Below are 16,072 nucleotides of genomic sequence, written 5' to 3'. Positions count from 1 at the left end.
TCCGACGCAAATGCACATTGTTTCTTGCGCTTACAGCTTATTTCGCCGACAGGTCTTACATATGGCGCGAATTCCGACTAAAAGCGCCAGAATAGATAAATTAAGATCAACGGTTTTTAGAGCGCGGCTCCACAAGTGTCGCACTCCACTAAAGATGGCAGGTCCATGGCAGACGACAGTTTCATTCGCGAGGTAAACGAGGAACTCCGTTCAGAACGGGCAAAGCAGGTTTGGAAAAACTTCGGCCCGGTCGTGATCGGTGCTGCGGTTGCGGTTGTCATTGGTACGGCCGCCTGGGTTGGCTATCAGCATTGGACTGACAGCAAAGCCTCTGCTTCCGGTGACAAGTTCCTGGCAGCACTCGATCTGGCCTCTTCCGGCAAGAACGATGAAGCTATTGCGGCACTCGATGATCTGGAAAAGACCGGTTACGGCTCTTATCCAGTGCTGGCTCGTCTGCGCGCTGCCTCCGTTCAGGCAGAAAAGGGCGATGTGACAGCAGCTGTTGCAGCCTTTGATGCTGTTTCTGCCGACAATGCCGTACCTGCGCCAATGCGTGATGTGGCCCGTCTGCGTGCAGCTTATCTGCTCGTTGATTCTGGTTCTTATGATGATGTCGCAAAGCGCGTTGAAACGCTTTCGGCAGATGGCAATCCAATGCGCTCCAGCGCGCGCGAGGCTCTTGGTCTGGCAGCATGGAAGGCGGAGCGTTTCGACGATGCTGCCAAGCTTTATCAGCAGATTGCCAATGACACTCTGGCTCCGGCGAATATCCGCCAGCGGGCCAATACAATGCTAGATCTCATGCGCGGCGCCGGTATCAATTTGCCGGAAGCCCAAGGCTAAACCGCGCTTACCTCCGGAGTAATACGAACCCATGGGTTTCACTCTCGCCATCGTCGGGCGTCCCAATGTCGGCAAGTCCACACTGTTTAATCGCCTCGTCGGCCGCAAGCTGGCGCTGGTCGATGACTTGCCGGGCGTTACGCGCGACCGGCGCATCCATGATGCCAAGCTTTACGATCTGAAGTTTCAGGTCATCGATACTGCGGGTCTCGAAGATGCAGCCAATGACAGCCTGGAAGCACGCATGCGCGCCCAGACTGAGGCTGCTATCTCTGAAGCCGATGCAATTCTGTTTGTGATTGATGCCAAAGCCGGCCTGACGCCTGCTGACAGCACTTTTGCTGAACTGGTGCGTCGTTCCGGTCGTCCCGTTGTGTTGGTTGCCAACAAGGCGGAAGCACGCGGCGCGCAAACCGGCATGTACGATGCTTTCCAGCTCGGCTTAGGCGAACCATGCGCGATTTCTGCTGAACATGGTCAGGGCATGCCTGATCTGCGCGACGCGATTGTAGAGCTTCTGGGCGAAGAACGCGCATTTGCAGATCAGCGTGCAGAAGAAGCTGCGGAAGAGGCCTTCACACCTAAAGCGGTTGGTGAGCTGATCGGTGATGATATCGAAGACCCGGATGAAGAAATCATTGCGGAATACGATACGACCAAGCCACTGCGCATTGCCATTGTTGGACGCCCGAATGCAGGCAAGTCCACAATGATCAACACCATGCTCGGCGAAGACCGTCTGCTGACGGGCCCCGAAGCCGGTATTACGCGCGATTCGATTTCCGTTGACTGGGAATGGCGTGGACGCAACATCAAGCTGTTCGACACCGCTGGTCTGCGCCGCAAATCGCGTGTGCAGGAAAAGCTTGAAAAGCTTTCCGTAGCCGATGGTCTGCGTGCTATTCGCTTTGCTGAAGTTGTGATCATCGTGCTCGATGCAACAATCCCGTTTGAAAAGCAGGACTTGCAGATTGCCGATCTGATTATTCGCGAAGGTCGTGCGCCGGTTATCGCGTTCAATAAATGGGATCTGATCGAAGATCGCCAGATGGTTCTGGAAGATCTTTACGAAAAGACCGCACGGCTTCTGCCACAGGTACGTGGTCTTCGCGCTGTGCCGATTTCCGGTGAGCGCGGCCAGGGGCTGGACAAACTCATGGAGAATGTCGTCAAGACCCATGAAATCTGGAACCGTCGTATCTCGACCGGTCGCCTGAACCGTTGGCTGGAAGGGGTTATTGCGCATCAGCCGCCACCGGCAGTTTCGGGACGCCGTCTCAAGGTCAAGTACATGACGCAGATCAAGACCCGCCCGCCAGGCTTTGTGGTCTCCTGCTCGCGTCCTGATGCGATGCCGCAATCCTATGTGCGTTACCTCATCAACGGTTTGCGTGAGACATTTGAAATGCCGGGCGTGCCGATCCGCCTGTCGCTCAAGACATCGGAAAATCCGTTCGCGGGCCGTGCGAAAAAGAAGCGCTAAAAGCATTTCTGACGAGAGCTACTGCTGCTTTCGCTGATTAAGAAATGCAGCAGAACAAAGCAAAAGCCCGGGACACGATCCCGGGCTTTTGCTTTAAGTTTTAATCGCCGCGAGATGCCTTGGCACCTGCAGGCGCTCCGGTCATGCCACCGTCCACGGTGATTTCTATGCCGGTCACGTTGGTGGATTCGTCGGAAGCGAGATAGAGCGCAGCTCGGGCGATTTCTTCCGGTTCGCTCATCCTGCCCGTAACGCTTCTGCTGCCAAGCTGAGCCTCAAGAACTGTCATTGCATCTGGTGTCGGCGCAGAAGAATGCCAGATCGGTGTTTTGGTTGCGCCCGGCGTCACCTGATTTACACGGATGCCGCGCGGCGCAAGTTCTGCTGCGAAATTGCGCGTGAATGCGCGCACCGCACCTTTGGATGCCGCATAAGCACCCCATCCCGGAACGCCAAGCACAGCGTCGACCGAACCGTTCAGGATGACGGATGCATTGTCATTAAGATGAGGCAGGGCAGACTGTACTGTGAAGAAGACTGCCGTCAGATTGGTGCTGATAATTTGATTGAACTGCTCAAAACTTGTCTGACCGAGCGGTGTTGCACCACCAATACCAGCATTGGCGAAAACCACATCAAAACGACCGAACTTTTGCGCAGCTTCCGTAAAAGCGGCTTCGGTTGCCGCAGCATCGGTGACATCGAGTTTTAGTGCAAAAGCGTTGTTGCCCAGTTCCTTTTGAGCTGCGGCAAGTGTTTCCGGATTTCTGCCGGTGATAATGACCTTTGCGCCCTCATCGAGAAATACCTTGGCGGTGGCAAATCCAATACCGCTATTACCGCCGGTGATCACGGCAACCTTGTTGTTCAGGCGCATTTCAGTCTCCTGGGTTTTATCCGATGTGGATTATGATTGACATCCATAAAGATTATGTATGTAATCCAGAACGTCAAGTCACGAAATCGGGAGAATTTTTATGGGCCATTCCCAGCTCGACAAACAGAAGACCCACGATCGTATCGTAGAAGTCGCAGCGCGTCGTCTGCGCGAAAAAGGGTTGGAAGGCATCGGTGTGGCCGACCTCATGAAAGAGGCAGGGCTGACGGTTGGCGGTTTCTACAAACACTTTGCCTCTCGTGAGGACATGGTTGTCGAAGCTATGGAGCTGGCATTCAATGCATGGGAAGCAAGCGCGAGGGCCAAGGGGAAAGACCCTGCGACGGTCGCTATCGGCGAATATGTGGAAACCTATCTCAGCTCAGAGCATAGAGACGATGTAGCAAGCGGGTGCCCATTCGCCGCACTCACCGCAGATATGGCACGCAGTGGCGACAAGTGTCGCGCGGCGGCAACCGCACGGATTAAATCCAACCTCGACACCATGATCGCTCGGCTTGATGATACGCGCGATGCAGAGGCGCGACGCAAGGCGATTATTCTTTCGTGTCTGATGACGGGCGCTGTTGGAATAGCCCGCATCGTTGATGATGCGGAACTGTCGGATGAAATTCTCGCGACGGTGCGCGAATTCGTTGGGGAATTTGTGCGGGATCGATAATCCCGTTTCAGGCAAACACGCCACCCTCATCGGCATCGACCGTGATCGATAGCGACACATGACGCGGACGCGTTAGCGCAAACAGAACGGATTCGACAATATCGCGACTGGTGGCTGCTTCACCCTTGTGCCGTTTGGATGAAGCTTCCCAACTTTCATCAAGCGGCGAGGCGTCTTCGAGATAAGGCGGATGTACGACGATTGAGCGAACGGGCGTGTTAGCGAGTTTTTGCCGCAAGCCATCTGCCAATGCTGCCTGGGCGCGCTTTGCTGCATAGAACGGCACGGAGACTGTTTGAAGCGGCGCATTTGACAGGCCGCTAATCGATCCAATCGTCACGATATCCGGACCGGATGATTGACTGAGAAGGGGAAGTAGCCCCTGTGTAAACAGAAATGTTCCGGTCACGGCCGCATTAATCACGCCCGCGACTTCCGCGATCGAATAGTCTTCTTTCCGGTCTTCGAGCCACATCGCGCCATTGTTGATGAGAATATCGACTGCCGCATGATCTGATTTGATGGTTTCGATTGCCGCTACAACGCTTGTCATGTCAGCAAGATCGACTTGAACGGTTTTCACGCTGCGTCCGCTTTTGTCCGCAATGCTTCTGGCTGTCGCTTCAAGCGCTTTCAGATTGCGTCCGCAAAGCACCACATCGCACCCGGCTTCAGCGAGAGAAAATGCCAGTGCTGCGCCCAGACCGCGTGCTGCACCCGTGACAATTGCGGTGGTTCCTTCAAAGCGGGACATGGCTTTTCCTTTGCGGCATAAGTTGCGACAGTGTCTTATTCGCCTTTCGTGGCTTGAGAAACTCATATTCGTCTGCTAATCCGCCGCCTCCTGAAATTTACCACATATCAGAGGCAGACCATGACGAAAGCTGAACAAGGCCAGAGCGAAAGCCAGTTTAATGGCGTGACCTTGGGCATCGATTTCGGCACCACCAATACGGTTCTGTCTCTGGCATCCCCTGATGGTACGACTGCAGTGCTGAGTGTGCCGAAAGATGGCGTCGACATCACCGGCTATCGTTCGATTCTTTGCTTCTGGCAGGATCGCGAAACCGGCCAGCGTACCTCGGAGAGCGGCCCGTGGGCGATGGACGCTTTCGTCAATGCGCCGCATTCGACACGGATGCTTCAATCCTTCAAGACGTTTGCCGCACAGAAGTCCTTCACCGACACACCAGTTTACGGCAAGCGCTTTAAGTTTGAGGACATTCTCGAAACGTTCCTTGGATCGGTCGCAGTCCGGCTTGGCGACAAGCTTCCACCTAAAGGCAATCGTGTCGTTGTTGGCCGCCCGGTTATTTTTGCGGGAGCGTCTCCTGATGAAGAACTGGCCATGCAGCGCTATGAAAAAGCGTTCCGTGCCTTTGGGTTCACCGATATCCATTATGTGTATGAACCTGTTGCAGCGGCATATTTCTATGCGCAGGAACTCAAAGCCGAATCGACGGTTCTCGTAGCTGACTTTGGCGGCGGTACGAGCGACTTTTCCATCGTACGATTTGAAGTGGGCGCGCAGGGCTTGAGCTTCACGCCGTTGAGCCAGGCGGGTCTAGGCATTGCTGGTGACACATTCGATTATCGCATCATCGACAATGCGGTTTCACCGCTCCTGGGAAAAAATGGCGAATATAAATCTTTCGGCAAGCGCCTGCCGATACCCCGTCATTATTATGCGAATTTCGCACGGTGGAACACGCTGTTCCTTATGAACTCGCCTTCAACTATTCGCTCACTGACCGATCTTGCCAAGAATGCTGTCGATCCTGAACCGCTCGAACATTTCATCAACCTGATCGAGAACGACTATGGCTATGAGATTTATCGCGCTGTCTCAAATCTCAAAGTGCGGCTATCTTCGGAAAAAATATCTGAGCTTCATTTCAAGGCAGATGATTTCGAAATTAGGTCCGATATCACGCGCAACGATTTTGATAGCTGGATTGCAGATGACGTGGCCAATATCGAGCAATCAGTAGAGCAGGCTGTTGAAAAGGCCGGACTTACCTTCGATGGCATTGATCGGGTCTTCCTGACAGGCGGCACATCCTTCGTGCCTGCCATCCGTGAGGCTTTCGAAAAGCGTTTCCCCGACGCCATGGTCACAAGCTCGAACCAGTTTGATTCGATTGCCAATGGTCTGGCGTTGATTGGTCAGAGCGCCGATATTGAACGTTGGGCGGTTAAGCGGCCGGTTTGATCTGGTCGCGCCTCAACTCAGGAATCGGCGACGGTTCTTGCAAAACATTCTGCGATCTTTTCGTTAGCGCCAATGCCCTTGGCCCATTTCACAATCTCCGGCATTTCACTTTCGTCAGCGATACCGCCCCAAACATCTTTGAATTTTGGGACATTCGATGAAATATCGAAGAAGAAGTAACCGGGATCGGCAACTGCCACGTCTGCATAAACAATCGACCACTTGTCATATTGCATGAACGAATTGATTTTAACCGAGGCTGGCTTGACCTTCTTGCCGAGGCTTTTGGCAATCAGCGCTGCATAATCCGCTTTCTGCTGTGTGCTGATTGTCGTCGTCACGCCGTTGCAAGCCGATTTGGCTGATGCGGCATGGGCTGACGCAAGCATTGCACACAACATGAGTCCCAAAATGGGTGCCGTCTTCATCATCCCAGTCATCAATCCCCTCCATGACTATGTGTGGGTGTGAGCCTAACATATATTTCTTAGGGTAAGATATTGATTGGCGTGCCGTTTGGTACCTTCGACCAGATTTCACGCATTTCCGTGTTGCTCACGCCGATGCAGCCGTCTGTCCAGTCCCAAAGATGGTGCACAGGAGCAAGCACGCCCCAGCCATTGGGCAGGCCATGGATCATGATATTGCCGCCGGGTGCATAGCCGGCTGTATCGGCGACACTCTGGTCTACACTGTTCGGATACGAAATATGCAGGCTTAGATGGGCCATCGAGCGTGGATTGCGCCAGTCAATGATGTATGCGCCCTCAGGCGTTTTCTGATCTCCCTCACGGCTCTTATGTCCACCGTCGCCATTGCCGCCGAGTGCAATTCGATAGGTGCCAATCACAGTACCATTGCGTAGCAACGTCATCCGACGCTCGCCTTTATAGACCTTGATGGCATCCGCCTGTTGTTCTGCGGGCAGAAGTTGTGGCGGCTCACCTGAACCGATGCGTGCCATGACCTTGGTGTAGCCGAACAAGCCGACAGCGATGAGAACTACGGCGAAAAGGGTTTTCTTGATCATATAGGTCGCTTATTTTTGGTCTGTGGCGCGTTCAAGGCAGTCTTTGAGGCTCGTTTCACAAACGGGCGTTTGCGCACGGATTTCTGGATTGTCGCGCCACATTTTGTATGTGACCCAAAACTCGACATCCTTGTAGGCATATGTTCCGGCACGTTTATTGTTGCGACTTTTCTCCAGCGCTTCGCCAGTGATCACTATATGATGTGCAAGCCGTTTGAACTCCCAAGGCTGAGCGCCCTTCTTATGCTCGAACGCTTCCAAGTGATAATATGGATCGTTATGAGCCGGATCGGGCTCCTGATGAATGACGGCCCACCGGGTAATTTTGGGTGTGTCGGTAAGGATCACGACGCGATCTAAGGTTTCAGCATTAGGACTTGAAAGCAGAAAGGGGAGGGCAATTAGTGCTGCTGCCGCTGCATTCAATGTCTTTTTGCCAATCATTTTAAATTCCTTTTGCATTCCAGATAAATCCAGCACGCTCCTGCCCAAATGCATTTGCTATTGGGACGGCTAAAAAAGCAAATGAAAACAAACCTTCCCGAGCTGTGTTAATTCAAAATTAATCAATATTTTCAAAGGGTAAACAAAAACGCGTTAACCATCCATCAAGGTTAATACTCCATTATTCGCTATAGTTAAGTAATCGTTGCGAGTGGAGTTTGCGGTGCGTCTTGGTTCCATACGAGCGCTGTTTGGCCGGTCTAAGGCCGTTGCCGAGCCGGTATGGCATTATCCGGTAACGGGCTATTGCCCCGAGGATGGTCGCTATTACGCTGTGCGTGCAAAGCCACGTCAGGTTGTGCGCAAGCCACATCGCTTCGTGCCGCTCATGCTGGCAGCGATCACCTACCTGTTCAACTCCAATGCAATCGCCTTTCAGGACATGGCAAGCCTTGTGCCGACCGTAGATGTCGCTGGTCATCGCTGGACAGCCTTTGTCGCCAAAGCTCCGGTTGGTTCGCTGCATCAGGCAGAAATGCCTTTTGTGGATGCAACAACAGTCACAGGCAGCATCGCCACCACCGGCATTCAGGTGCCGGGCATTGGCCATGTCGCGCTTTCCGGCGGACAGAAGACAGCAAAACTCGGCGTCGATGATCCCAATCCGGATGAAAACCGCATCAATCGTGCGGACAAGACCGACCGTATCGTTTCGGTGAAGCCTAAGGCTCCGGCGCGGGCTTTCAATGCGGGCAGCATGTTTGAGAAAATCAGCATGATCACAGCGCCGCGTGAAAAGATTGATGCGCGTATGGCCTTCTCAAAATCCAGCATCGAAGGGAAGGAGGTTGAGATCGCAATGGCGTTCCACGCGGTCAAACCACCCAAACCCAAACAGGACATGCCTGTCCAACTGGCAAAGCTGATCAACAACAATGAGCCCGACGTTCTCGCGTTGGGCTATGCGCCTTCTAAGCCGGACTACGGCAAGACATCGCCCTTCGAAAGCATTCTGACGCCAGAAGCCGACGCGGGCCGTTTTGTGCCGCCGATCAGTGATCAGGATCACGCATGGGCGGCAACGCCTTTGCCCGCAGAATCGTTTGGCTCGAAAGAGCAGAAATGTCTCGCGGAAGCAGTCTATTATGAAGCGCGTGGCGAAAACGTAAAAGGGCAGGTCGCCGTAGCGCAGGTCGTACTCAACCGCGTGCGCAACCCGGCCTATCCGGGAACCATTTGCGATGTGGTTTATCAGAATCGTAACTGGCTCAATGCATGCCAGTTCTCATTTGCCTGCGACGGCCAAAAGCATCGCGTAACCGAGATGCCACAATGGCGTATGGCACAGCAGGTCGCCAAGACAGTGACGGCTGGTCAGATTTGGCTGCCGGAAGTTGGTTCCTCTACCCATTATCACGCGACCTATGTCAGCCCGTTCTGGGCACCTACAATGAAGAAGATGACTAAGATTGGTCTTCATGTGTTTTACCGCACCTATGGCGGTGGCTGGAGCTGATTGTTGCCGTATGTTCAGGTAGTTGGCTAAGAAATCACTTTCGGACACATTTATTTGTCTCGAACGTCGCTTGAAACGGATGCACATTGATGAATCTATGTGCCGAGGTTCGCTCAATTCGATTCCAATTTTGAGGCCGAATTGCTGCATGAACTCTGACTTTGGGCGGAAAATGAGTCGCACCATCGGCTAAATCATTGCATTTCCTAGATAAAAAACCTTTTGAAGCAACTGCTTGACCGCCTTGACTAGCGCGCGGTGTGTCAATATGTTGCGCGCAACTTGGAAATGGGCTTTTACGGCCCGCATTTCTTGCAAAAAGGAGCTGCCAATGACGAGCGGCACTGAGCCCGGAAAATCATCCGGTGTAGGCAGGGATGTGGAACGCAAAACTGTTTCCGGGGGGCTGGATCAGCGTTTGAACCGCCTTGAGGCCGAACTGGCCAAAAAGGGGATGTTTAAGCCACCGGCTTCCGAGGATGAACGGTCGGAAACATCCAGTTCCGTCGCGCAAGCCATGAAACTCTCCAGCGAGTTTATTGCTGGTATTGTGGTCGGCGCGTTGATCGGTTGGTTTCTTGATCGTTACGCAGGCACGTCGCCATGGGGGTTAATTATCTTTCTCCTTCTGGGCTTCGGTGCAGGCACCCTCAACGTGCTCCGTTCCGCAGGTTATGTTGCCGATCAAGGCAATATTAAGTCTAGCGTGGAAAAGAGCGATAAGGAATAAGTCTTCGCGGACATCACGAAAATGTTCGCGTATAGACACGTAAGACATGCGGGCCTCTCGCCCGAGAATTAAACGCCTTAGGGCAGGAACGACAGACGAGGTAAAGGTGGCCAACGATCCGATCCATCAGTTCCAGGTTTCCCGGTTGATTCCGATCGACGTCGGTGGTTTGGACCTGTCGTTCACCAATGTTTCGGCCTTCATGGTCGCAACGGTGGTGCTTGCGTCAGGCTTTCTGTACTTCACGTCGTCGAGCCGTGGACTGATCCCAAGCCGCCTTCAGTCGGTTTCGGAAATGGCTTATGAATTTGTGGCATCGAGCCTGAGAGATTCGGCCGGGTCGAAGGGCATGAAGTTCTTCCCATTCGTTTTCTCTCTGTTCATGTTCATTCTGGTTGCGAACTTTATTGGCCTGTTTCCTTATTTCTATACGGTCACCAGCCAGATCATCGTGACGTTTGCTCTGTCGCTGCTCGTCATCGGCACTGTGATTATCTACGGTTTCTACAAGCATGGCATTGGCTTCCTCAAGCTGTTCGTGCCAAGCGGTGTGCCGGGCATTATCGTGCCACTGGTCGTCGCCATTGAAATCATCTCGTTCCTCTCGCGTCCAATCAGCCTCTCGGTTCGTCTTTTTGCGAACATGCTGGCAGGCCACATTACGCTCAAGGTTTTCGCAGGCTTCGTTGTCTCGCTGAGTTCGCTTGGTGCGCTTGGTGTTGGTGGCGCGATCCTGCCTCTTATCATGACGGTCGCGATCACCGCGCTTGAGTTCCTGGTTGCATTCCTCCAGGCCTACGTCTTCACCGTTCTTACCTGCATGTACATCAACGACGCAGTACATCCGGGTCACTAAAGCATGTTGCGGAAAAGTGGGTTACCGGTTTTCCGACAACAACATGCGTAATGAAAATATTTAAAGCGCCTCGTATTGGTAAAATAAAAAACGAAGCGCTTTGAGGTTCTCGCCGGCGGGTTTCCGCCAGAACAGAAATCCGCACTAATTTGCAATCCAGAAGGAGCTTTAACATGGAAGCGGAAGCAGCAAAGTACATCGGCGCCGGTCTCGCCTGTTTCGGTATGGCCGGTACGGCTCTCGGCCTCGGCAACATTTTCGGTAGCTATCTCTCGGGCGCTCTGCGTAACCCATCCGCTGCTGACAGCCAGTTCGGCCGTCTCGTGTTCGGTTTCGCTGTGACGGAAGCTCTGGGCATCTTCTCGCTGCTCATCGCGCTTCTGCTCCTCTTCGCTGTTTAATAAACAGTCGCAAGAAACTGGCCTGCCGCGATCTGTATCTTGAAATGCAGCGCGGCTGGCCTTTGCATATGACGTCTAAGTGAGCATGTTTCTATAAATCCGGGACTTCTTTCCGGGAAAGAACATGCTGGATTGAAGGGGAAATCTGGATGTTCGTGTCCACGGCGTTTGCCCAAACCGCCACCGAATCGCAACCGGCACCAGCTGCTGGTGAGCACGGCGCAGCCGATGCTGTGCACACCGAAACCGGGGTCGCGCACGATGCCGGACACGGCAGCGGCGTATTCCCGCCGTTTGATTCCACCCATTACGCATCACAGCTTCTGTGGCTGGCGATCACTTTCGGTCTTTTCTATCTGTTTCTGTCTCGCGTGGTTCTACCACGTATCGGCGGCGTGATTGAAAATCGTCGTGACCGTATCGCACAGGATCTGGAGCAGGCTGCCCGCCTCAAGCAGGATGCAGACAACGCCATTGCTGCTTACGAGCAGGAATTGGCTGCTGCCCGCACCAAGGCCGCTTCGATTGCCGAAGCTGCTCGCGAAAAGGGCAAGGGCGAAGCAGCGGCCGAACGCGCCACTGCGGAAGCCGCTCTTGAGAGCAAGCTTGCTGAAGCGGAAGAACGTATCGCCGCAATCAAGGCCAAGGCCATGAGCGATGTCGGTACTATCGCCGAAGAAACCACGTCTGCGATCGTTGAACAGCTTCTGGGAACCAAGACCGATAAGGCCGACGTGACCGCAGCAGTCAAATCCGCAAACGCCTGAGGAGACGACAATGGATTCAACATTTTGGGCGTTTATTGCCCTCCTCCTCTTCATTGCACTGATTGTTTACCTGAAGGTTCCAGGCATGATCGGACGCTCGCTCGATGAGCGAGCCGAGAATATCAAGAAGGAACTGGAAGAAGCCCGCACTCTGCGCGAAGAAGCTCAGCAGCTTCTTGCTGAATATCATCGCAAGCGTAGGGAAGCGGAAAAAGAAGCTGGTGACATCGTCGCCGCTGCTGAACGCGAAGCAAAGGCGCTTCTTGAAGACGCAAAGCGCTCGACTGAGGAATTTGTTGTTCGTCGCAACAAGCTCGCAGAGCAGAAGATTGCAACCGCTGAAACCGATGCAATCAATGCAGTCCGCGCTTCGGCTGTTGATCTGGCGATCGCTGCTGCCGGCAAGATCGTTGCCGACAAGGTTGATACGAAGGTAGCAGGCACCTTGTTCAAGGATGCGCTCGGTCAGGTTAAGACCAACCTGAACTAAGCTCAGTGATTTACTGAAATTTAGAAAACGCCGCCTCGAAAGGGGCGGCGTTTTTGTTTGTCCGATTGAGAGACCAGCCAAGTTTTTACGGTATTCGCCTCGCTGGTAATGTCATCGCGACGACGCCTGCAATCACGAATGCCAATCCCAACCATGCGGTTGATGTCAACCTTTCTCCCAGAAAGGTTACGCCAATACCGACACCGATGGGGACGCGGAGATAGGCTTGCGCTGTGGTGCCGACCGAACCCAACGTCTGAATAAGCCGGAAATATATAGTGAAAGCCGCCGCGGTCGAAAACACAGCAAGGGCGAGCAATGCGAAGAGCGAGTTAGCGCTGGGTGTCAGGGTCCATGGTCGGTCGATGACGAGGCTCAACGGGATCAGAATGATCGCGCCGCTGATGAGAGACCCTGCTGCAGGCAACATCGGATCAAGGCCCTTAAAATTTCTGCCAAAGATGGCGGCACCTGCATAGCAGATAGTCGCAGCGACAATTGCAAGCTGTGCCCACAATTCGTTGCCCAGTCCAGCAAGCGCCTGCACGCCGATAATGAGACTGGTGCCCGCAAGACCTGCCGCAACGCCGAACAGCCTGCGGCTGGTTACAGCTTCGTGTCGTGTGATCAGGAGCGTGATGAGAAATGTAAAGATCGGCGTCGTTGAGTTAAGGATCGCTGCAAGACCTGCATCAGTCGTCTGCTCCGCCCATGCGATCGCGGTAAAGGGTACGACGCTGTTAAGGCAGGCCTGAAACAGAAAGCGCTTCCAAGTGAGGGCATCAGTCGGCAGCTTCAAACCGCGCAACCGGATTATGACGATGAGTATAAGGCCTGCAATCAGTGTTCTGGTAGCGATTAGTGTAATTGGCGGGATTGTCTCTACGCCGATCTTGATGAAGCTGTAGGACGCTCCCCATAGAGTTGCCAGCAAAAGCAGCAATCCGAGTTCGACAGCGATATTGGTTTTCTGGATCATTCTGGTCCTGCATGTAAGAACGGCCTCATTGCTTCTTAGCAGCTTGTCGCCTCACACGTTTCGGTGCACACCGAACTGTCAGCAGGAATAGCGCCCCTTGATAGGTGCAAATGTATATCGGTGAATTCCCGGAACCGGCCCCACTGCTTCAATGGCTGAGCGATGTTTGACCGTGCCGTAACCGGCGTGGACCTCAAATCCATAGGGTGTGTGAACAGCACCGCTGCGAGCCATCATACGATCTCGTGTAACCTTTGCCACGATGGAGGCAGCAGCAATGGAAATGGAGCGTTGATCGCCTTTCACCAAGGCGGATCCGGGGCAAGTCAAGCCTGGCGGTACGTCGCGTCCATCAATCAACGCATGACAAGGCTTGAGAGTAAGGCCTAGAAATGAACGGCGCATCGCCTCGAGCGCCGCTTTGCGAATATCGCTGGCGTCAATGCTGCGCGCACTTAAGCTTGCGACTGAGACCGTCAATGCCTTGGCAAGAATGATCTCATATAGCGCGTCGCGCTTGGCAGCCTTAAGCCGCTTGGAATCATCCAGTCCGTCAGGCAAATCATTGGGATCAAGCACCACAGCCGCTGCAACCACTGGGCCGGCCAAAGGTCCGCGTCCCGCCTCATCGATGCCAGCAATATGAAGAAGGCCGCTTGCCAGATGTTTCTTCTCTTCCGAGAAGTCTGGTGCAAGCGGGATGTCGAAAAGGAGCGGAGAATCAGAAGACAAGCGTTTCATTTGGCGGCAATGCTCGCATTGCTTCTGGTTCTCCGCAAGGTCCCTGCCGAGGAAGGTGGCGTAAAAGCAGGGACCTTCCGTCTGAAATGGACATCAGACGGGGATTAAATACGCAGCGCGTAACTCATGCAAACTGCTCACGATCGAGACGGTGAGCGCGCAAGCTTAAAAAAGCGAAAGCTGCTTGCCACCTTTTTCGACCGGCTCAAACAGATCTGTCCGAAGATGAAGCCGTTTAGAATTGAAACCGAGCTTGCGGGCAGCGATCTCAAAGCGACGACCGATCTGCCAGGCATAAGGCCCAGTGCCACGCATCCGTTTGCCCCATTCGGCATCATAATCCTTGCCATCACGCATGGAACGCACCAGCGACATCACATGGCGATAACGATCAGGGTAATTGCGCAAGAGCCAATCCTTGAACAAAGGCGCCACTTCCAACGGCAGACGCAAGAGGACATAGCCTGCTTCGCGTGCGCCTTGTGCGTAAGCCGCATCCAGAATACGCTCAATTTCATGATCGTTGATGCCGGGAATGATAGGGCCCATCATTGCATTTGTGGGAATGCCAGCATCGGTGAGCTTGCGAATGGCCTGCAAGCGCAATGTCGGCGTCGAGGCGCGCGGCTCCATTGTGCGGGCAAGATTGGCATCAAGTGTGGTCACTGAAAGTGCAACCTTGGCGAGGCCTTTCTCTGCCATGCGGCTCAATATATCGATGTCGCGCACGACCAATGCCGATTTGGTAACAATGCCAACGGGATGATTGGCAGCTTCCAACACCTCGAGAATCTCGCGCATGACGCGCCATTTTTTCTCAATGGGCTGATAAGGATCGGTATTGGTGCCGATGGCTATGGTCTTTGGCTGATAACCGGGCTTTGCCAGTTCCCGTTCAAGCAAGCGTGGTGCATCGGGCTTGGCAAATAGCCGGGCTTCGAAATCAAGGCCCGCTGAGAGTCCCATATAGCTATGCGTTGGCCGTGCAAAGCAGTAGATGCAGCCATGCTCACAACCGCGATAGGGATTGATGGACCGATCGAAACTTATGTCAGGTGAATCATTGCGTGTGATGATGGTCCGCGGCTTTTCAACCTGAACATCTGTCTTGAAAGGTGGAAGGTCTTCAAGCGTCTCCCAGCCATCGTCAAATTCATGTCGTGTGGTGGGTTCAAATCGTCCGGTGGGATTGATGCCTGCACCGCGTCCGCGGCGTCGTGAATGATCAATGCGCAGGCCTGCTTCGCTCACAAGCGCATTGGCATGTTCCGCGCGCCCTGTTCCGAATGCTGCTTTATCTGCCTGCTGGATGATTTCCATAACCGACTCTCTTGTTGATGAATCTATTCCTATCGCAAAGACTGGAACAAAGCAAGAACAGATAAGAAGGCAGCTTTTCGATCACAGGGTCTTGATATAGAACGGATCATGCTTTCTGTTCTTATCGTCACTCAAAATTCTGAAAAGCTTTTGGCGAACACGTTGTCGGCGTTGGTGCCCGCAGTCGTCGAGGGGCTTTTGCGTCGCGTTGTCGTTGTCGATCAAGGCTCGACCGATGAGACAAGGCTGGTGGCAGAAGGTGCAGGCTGTGCCCTTTATAGCGAAAATGAGTTGAGCGAGGCGCTTGGTGCATTGCGAACGGAGTGGCTGCTGGTTTTGCAACCTGGGGCAACATTGTCGGATGGCTGGGAAGAAGCTGTGCGTCGCCATATGGGTGCAAGTCGGACTCCGGCACGGTTTACTTTGCCGCAAGAGGCGCGCTTGGGATTGCTTGGTAAGCTCTTTGCGCGCAAGTCATCCTTGGGCTCTGGTTTGCTCATGAGGCTCGATGCATTCAAGCCGTTGCCATCGAGTTGGCTCGAACTGGCAGACTTGCCGCGCCAGTTGAAGACTGTGAGGTTGCCGCAAATCATTATGCCCCCACAAACAACAAAAGGCGGAGCCTGAAGAGGCTTCGCCTTTTTGTATCTGACCTGCTTGCGCCGGTCTTAGTTTTGATAGCTTGAAGGCGATGCATC

At 53.6% G+C, this 16,072-nt stretch carries 19 protein-coding genes; 11 read left to right on the top strand and 8 right to left on the bottom strand.

Features of this window, described 5'->3' with window-relative positions; all coding sequences use genetic code 11:
- Positions 1 to 165 precede the first annotated feature (165 nt).
- The gene (locus QBD00_RS21295) at positions 166 to 846 is read left to right on the top strand and encodes a tetratricopeptide repeat protein (protein WP_095446103.1); all 681 of its coding nucleotides are present in this window, start codon (positions 166 to 168) and stop codon (positions 844 to 846) included.
- A gap of 31 nt (positions 847 to 877) precedes the next feature.
- Entirely contained in the window at positions 878 to 2,329 is a 1,452-nt protein-coding gene (der, locus tag QBD00_RS21290) for a ribosome biogenesis GTPase Der (RefSeq protein WP_318580477.1), read from the top strand.
- Positions 2,330 to 2,429: 100 nt separating this feature from the next.
- Here der and QBD00_RS21285 read toward each other — a convergent pair whose 3' ends face one another.
- Positions 2,430 to 3,206, bottom strand: a complete 777-nt coding sequence (locus QBD00_RS21285) for an SDR family NAD(P)-dependent oxidoreductase (protein ID WP_318580476.1) — start codon at positions 3,204 to 3,206, stop codon at positions 2,430 to 2,432.
- Positions 3,207 to 3,306: 100 nt separating this feature from the next.
- On the opposite strand from QBD00_RS21285, the gene QBD00_RS21280 reads away from it, so the two are divergent.
- Complete coding sequence (locus QBD00_RS21280) at positions 3,307 to 3,888, top strand: TetR/AcrR family transcriptional regulator (RefSeq protein ID WP_318580475.1); 582 nt, start codon at positions 3,307 to 3,309, stop codon at positions 3,886 to 3,888.
- Between the two features lie 7 nt (positions 3,889 to 3,895).
- Here QBD00_RS21280 and QBD00_RS21275 read toward each other — a convergent pair whose 3' ends face one another.
- Positions 3,896 to 4,642: an SDR family oxidoreductase gene (locus QBD00_RS21275; protein ID WP_318580474.1), complete on the bottom strand. Its 747-nt coding sequence runs from the start codon at positions 4,640 to 4,642 to the stop codon at positions 3,896 to 3,898.
- A gap of 120 nt (positions 4,643 to 4,762) precedes the next feature.
- Between QBD00_RS21275 and QBD00_RS21270 the strand changes: the two genes are divergently transcribed.
- Positions 4,763 to 6,100 (top strand): Hsp70 family protein, encoded by a 1,338-nt coding sequence (locus QBD00_RS21270; RefSeq protein ID WP_318580473.1) that lies wholly within the window; start codon positions 4,763 to 4,765, stop codon positions 6,098 to 6,100.
- 17 nt (positions 6,101 to 6,117) lie between these two features.
- Here the strand turns inward: QBD00_RS21270 and QBD00_RS21265 are convergent, their stop codons facing one another.
- Genes QBD00_RS21265 through QBD00_RS21255 form a run of 3 tightly spaced genes read right to left on the bottom strand, consistent with a single transcriptional unit; the run spans position 6,118 to position 7,592 of the window.
- Positions 6,118 to 6,540, bottom strand: a complete 423-nt coding sequence (locus tag QBD00_RS21265; RefSeq protein ID WP_318580472.1) for a hypothetical protein — start codon at positions 6,538 to 6,540, stop codon at positions 6,118 to 6,120.
- A 47-nt stretch (positions 6,541 to 6,587) separates the two neighbouring features.
- On the bottom strand, positions 6,588 to 7,130 hold the full coding sequence (locus tag QBD00_RS21260) for a L,D-transpeptidase family protein (RefSeq protein ID WP_318580471.1): 543 nt from the start codon (positions 7,128 to 7,130) through the stop codon (positions 6,588 to 6,590).
- A gap of 9 nt (positions 7,131 to 7,139) precedes the next feature.
- Complete coding sequence (locus QBD00_RS21255) at positions 7,140 to 7,592, bottom strand: DUF5086 family protein (protein ID WP_318580470.1); 453 nt, start codon at positions 7,590 to 7,592, stop codon at positions 7,140 to 7,142.
- A gap of 205 nt (positions 7,593 to 7,797) precedes the next feature.
- On the opposite strand from QBD00_RS21255, the gene QBD00_RS21250 reads away from it, so the two are divergent.
- The 6 genes from QBD00_RS21250 (at position 7,798) to QBD00_RS21225 (ending at position 12,334) form a co-directional block, all read left to right on the top strand.
- Positions 7,798 to 9,090, top strand: a complete 1,293-nt coding sequence (locus QBD00_RS21250) for a cell wall hydrolase (RefSeq protein ID WP_318580469.1) — start codon at positions 7,798 to 7,800, stop codon at positions 9,088 to 9,090.
- Positions 9,091 to 9,421: 331 nt separating this feature from the next.
- Entirely contained in the window at positions 9,422 to 9,820 is a 399-nt protein-coding gene (locus tag QBD00_RS21245; protein ID WP_095446112.1) for an AtpZ/AtpI family protein, read from the top strand.
- Between the two features lie 106 nt (positions 9,821 to 9,926).
- A complete protein-coding gene (locus QBD00_RS21240; RefSeq protein ID WP_095446113.1) occupies positions 9,927 to 10,676 on the top strand; it encodes a F0F1 ATP synthase subunit A in 750 nt (249 codons plus the stop codon).
- Positions 10,677 to 10,849: 173 nt separating this feature from the next.
- A complete protein-coding gene (locus QBD00_RS21235) occupies positions 10,850 to 11,077 on the top strand; it encodes a F0F1 ATP synthase subunit C (RefSeq protein ID WP_007632966.1) in 228 nt (75 codons plus the stop codon).
- Positions 11,078 to 11,226: 149 nt separating this feature from the next.
- Positions 11,227 to 11,844 carry a F0F1 ATP synthase subunit B gene (locus QBD00_RS21230; RefSeq protein ID WP_095446114.1) on the top strand — a complete coding sequence of 206 codons (618 nt, stop codon included), beginning with the start codon at positions 11,227 to 11,229 and terminating at the stop codon, positions 11,842 to 11,844.
- Between the two features lie 10 nt (positions 11,845 to 11,854).
- Entirely contained in the window at positions 11,855 to 12,334 is a 480-nt protein-coding gene (locus QBD00_RS21225) for a F0F1 ATP synthase subunit B (protein ID WP_318580468.1), read from the top strand.
- Between the two features lie 85 nt (positions 12,335 to 12,419).
- Here QBD00_RS21225 and QBD00_RS21220 read toward each other — a convergent pair whose 3' ends face one another.
- The 3 genes from QBD00_RS21220 to QBD00_RS21210 form a co-directional block, all read right to left on the bottom strand.
- A complete protein-coding gene (locus QBD00_RS21220; RefSeq protein WP_095446116.1) occupies positions 12,420 to 13,313 on the bottom strand; it encodes a DMT family transporter in 894 nt (297 codons plus the stop codon).
- 78 nt (positions 13,314 to 13,391) lie between these two features.
- Positions 13,392 to 14,054: a ribonuclease HII gene (locus QBD00_RS21215; RefSeq protein WP_095446117.1), complete on the bottom strand. Its 663-nt coding sequence runs from the start codon at positions 14,052 to 14,054 to the stop codon at positions 13,392 to 13,394.
- 165 nt (positions 14,055 to 14,219) lie between these two features.
- On the bottom strand, positions 14,220 to 15,374 hold the full coding sequence (locus QBD00_RS21210) for a PA0069 family radical SAM protein (protein ID WP_318580467.1): 1,155 nt from the start codon (positions 15,372 to 15,374) through the stop codon (positions 14,220 to 14,222).
- 108 nt (positions 15,375 to 15,482) lie between these two features.
- On the opposite strand from QBD00_RS21210, the gene QBD00_RS21205 reads away from it, so the two are divergent.
- The gene (locus tag QBD00_RS21205) at positions 15,483 to 16,001 is read left to right on the top strand and encodes a glycosyltransferase (RefSeq protein WP_318580466.1); all 519 of its coding nucleotides are present in this window, start codon (positions 15,483 to 15,485) and stop codon (positions 15,999 to 16,001) included.
- The last annotated feature ends 71 nt before the right edge of the window (positions 16,002 to 16,072 follow it).

This window comes from Ochrobactrum sp. AN78, from assembly GCF_029909885.1.
In the GTDB taxonomy this organism is placed as follows: Bacteria; Pseudomonadota; Alphaproteobacteria; order Rhizobiales; family Rhizobiaceae; genus Brucella; species Brucella quorumnocens.
Note: the sequence above shows the minus strand (reverse complement) of the source record. Positions and strands in the feature narration are given on the sequence as shown.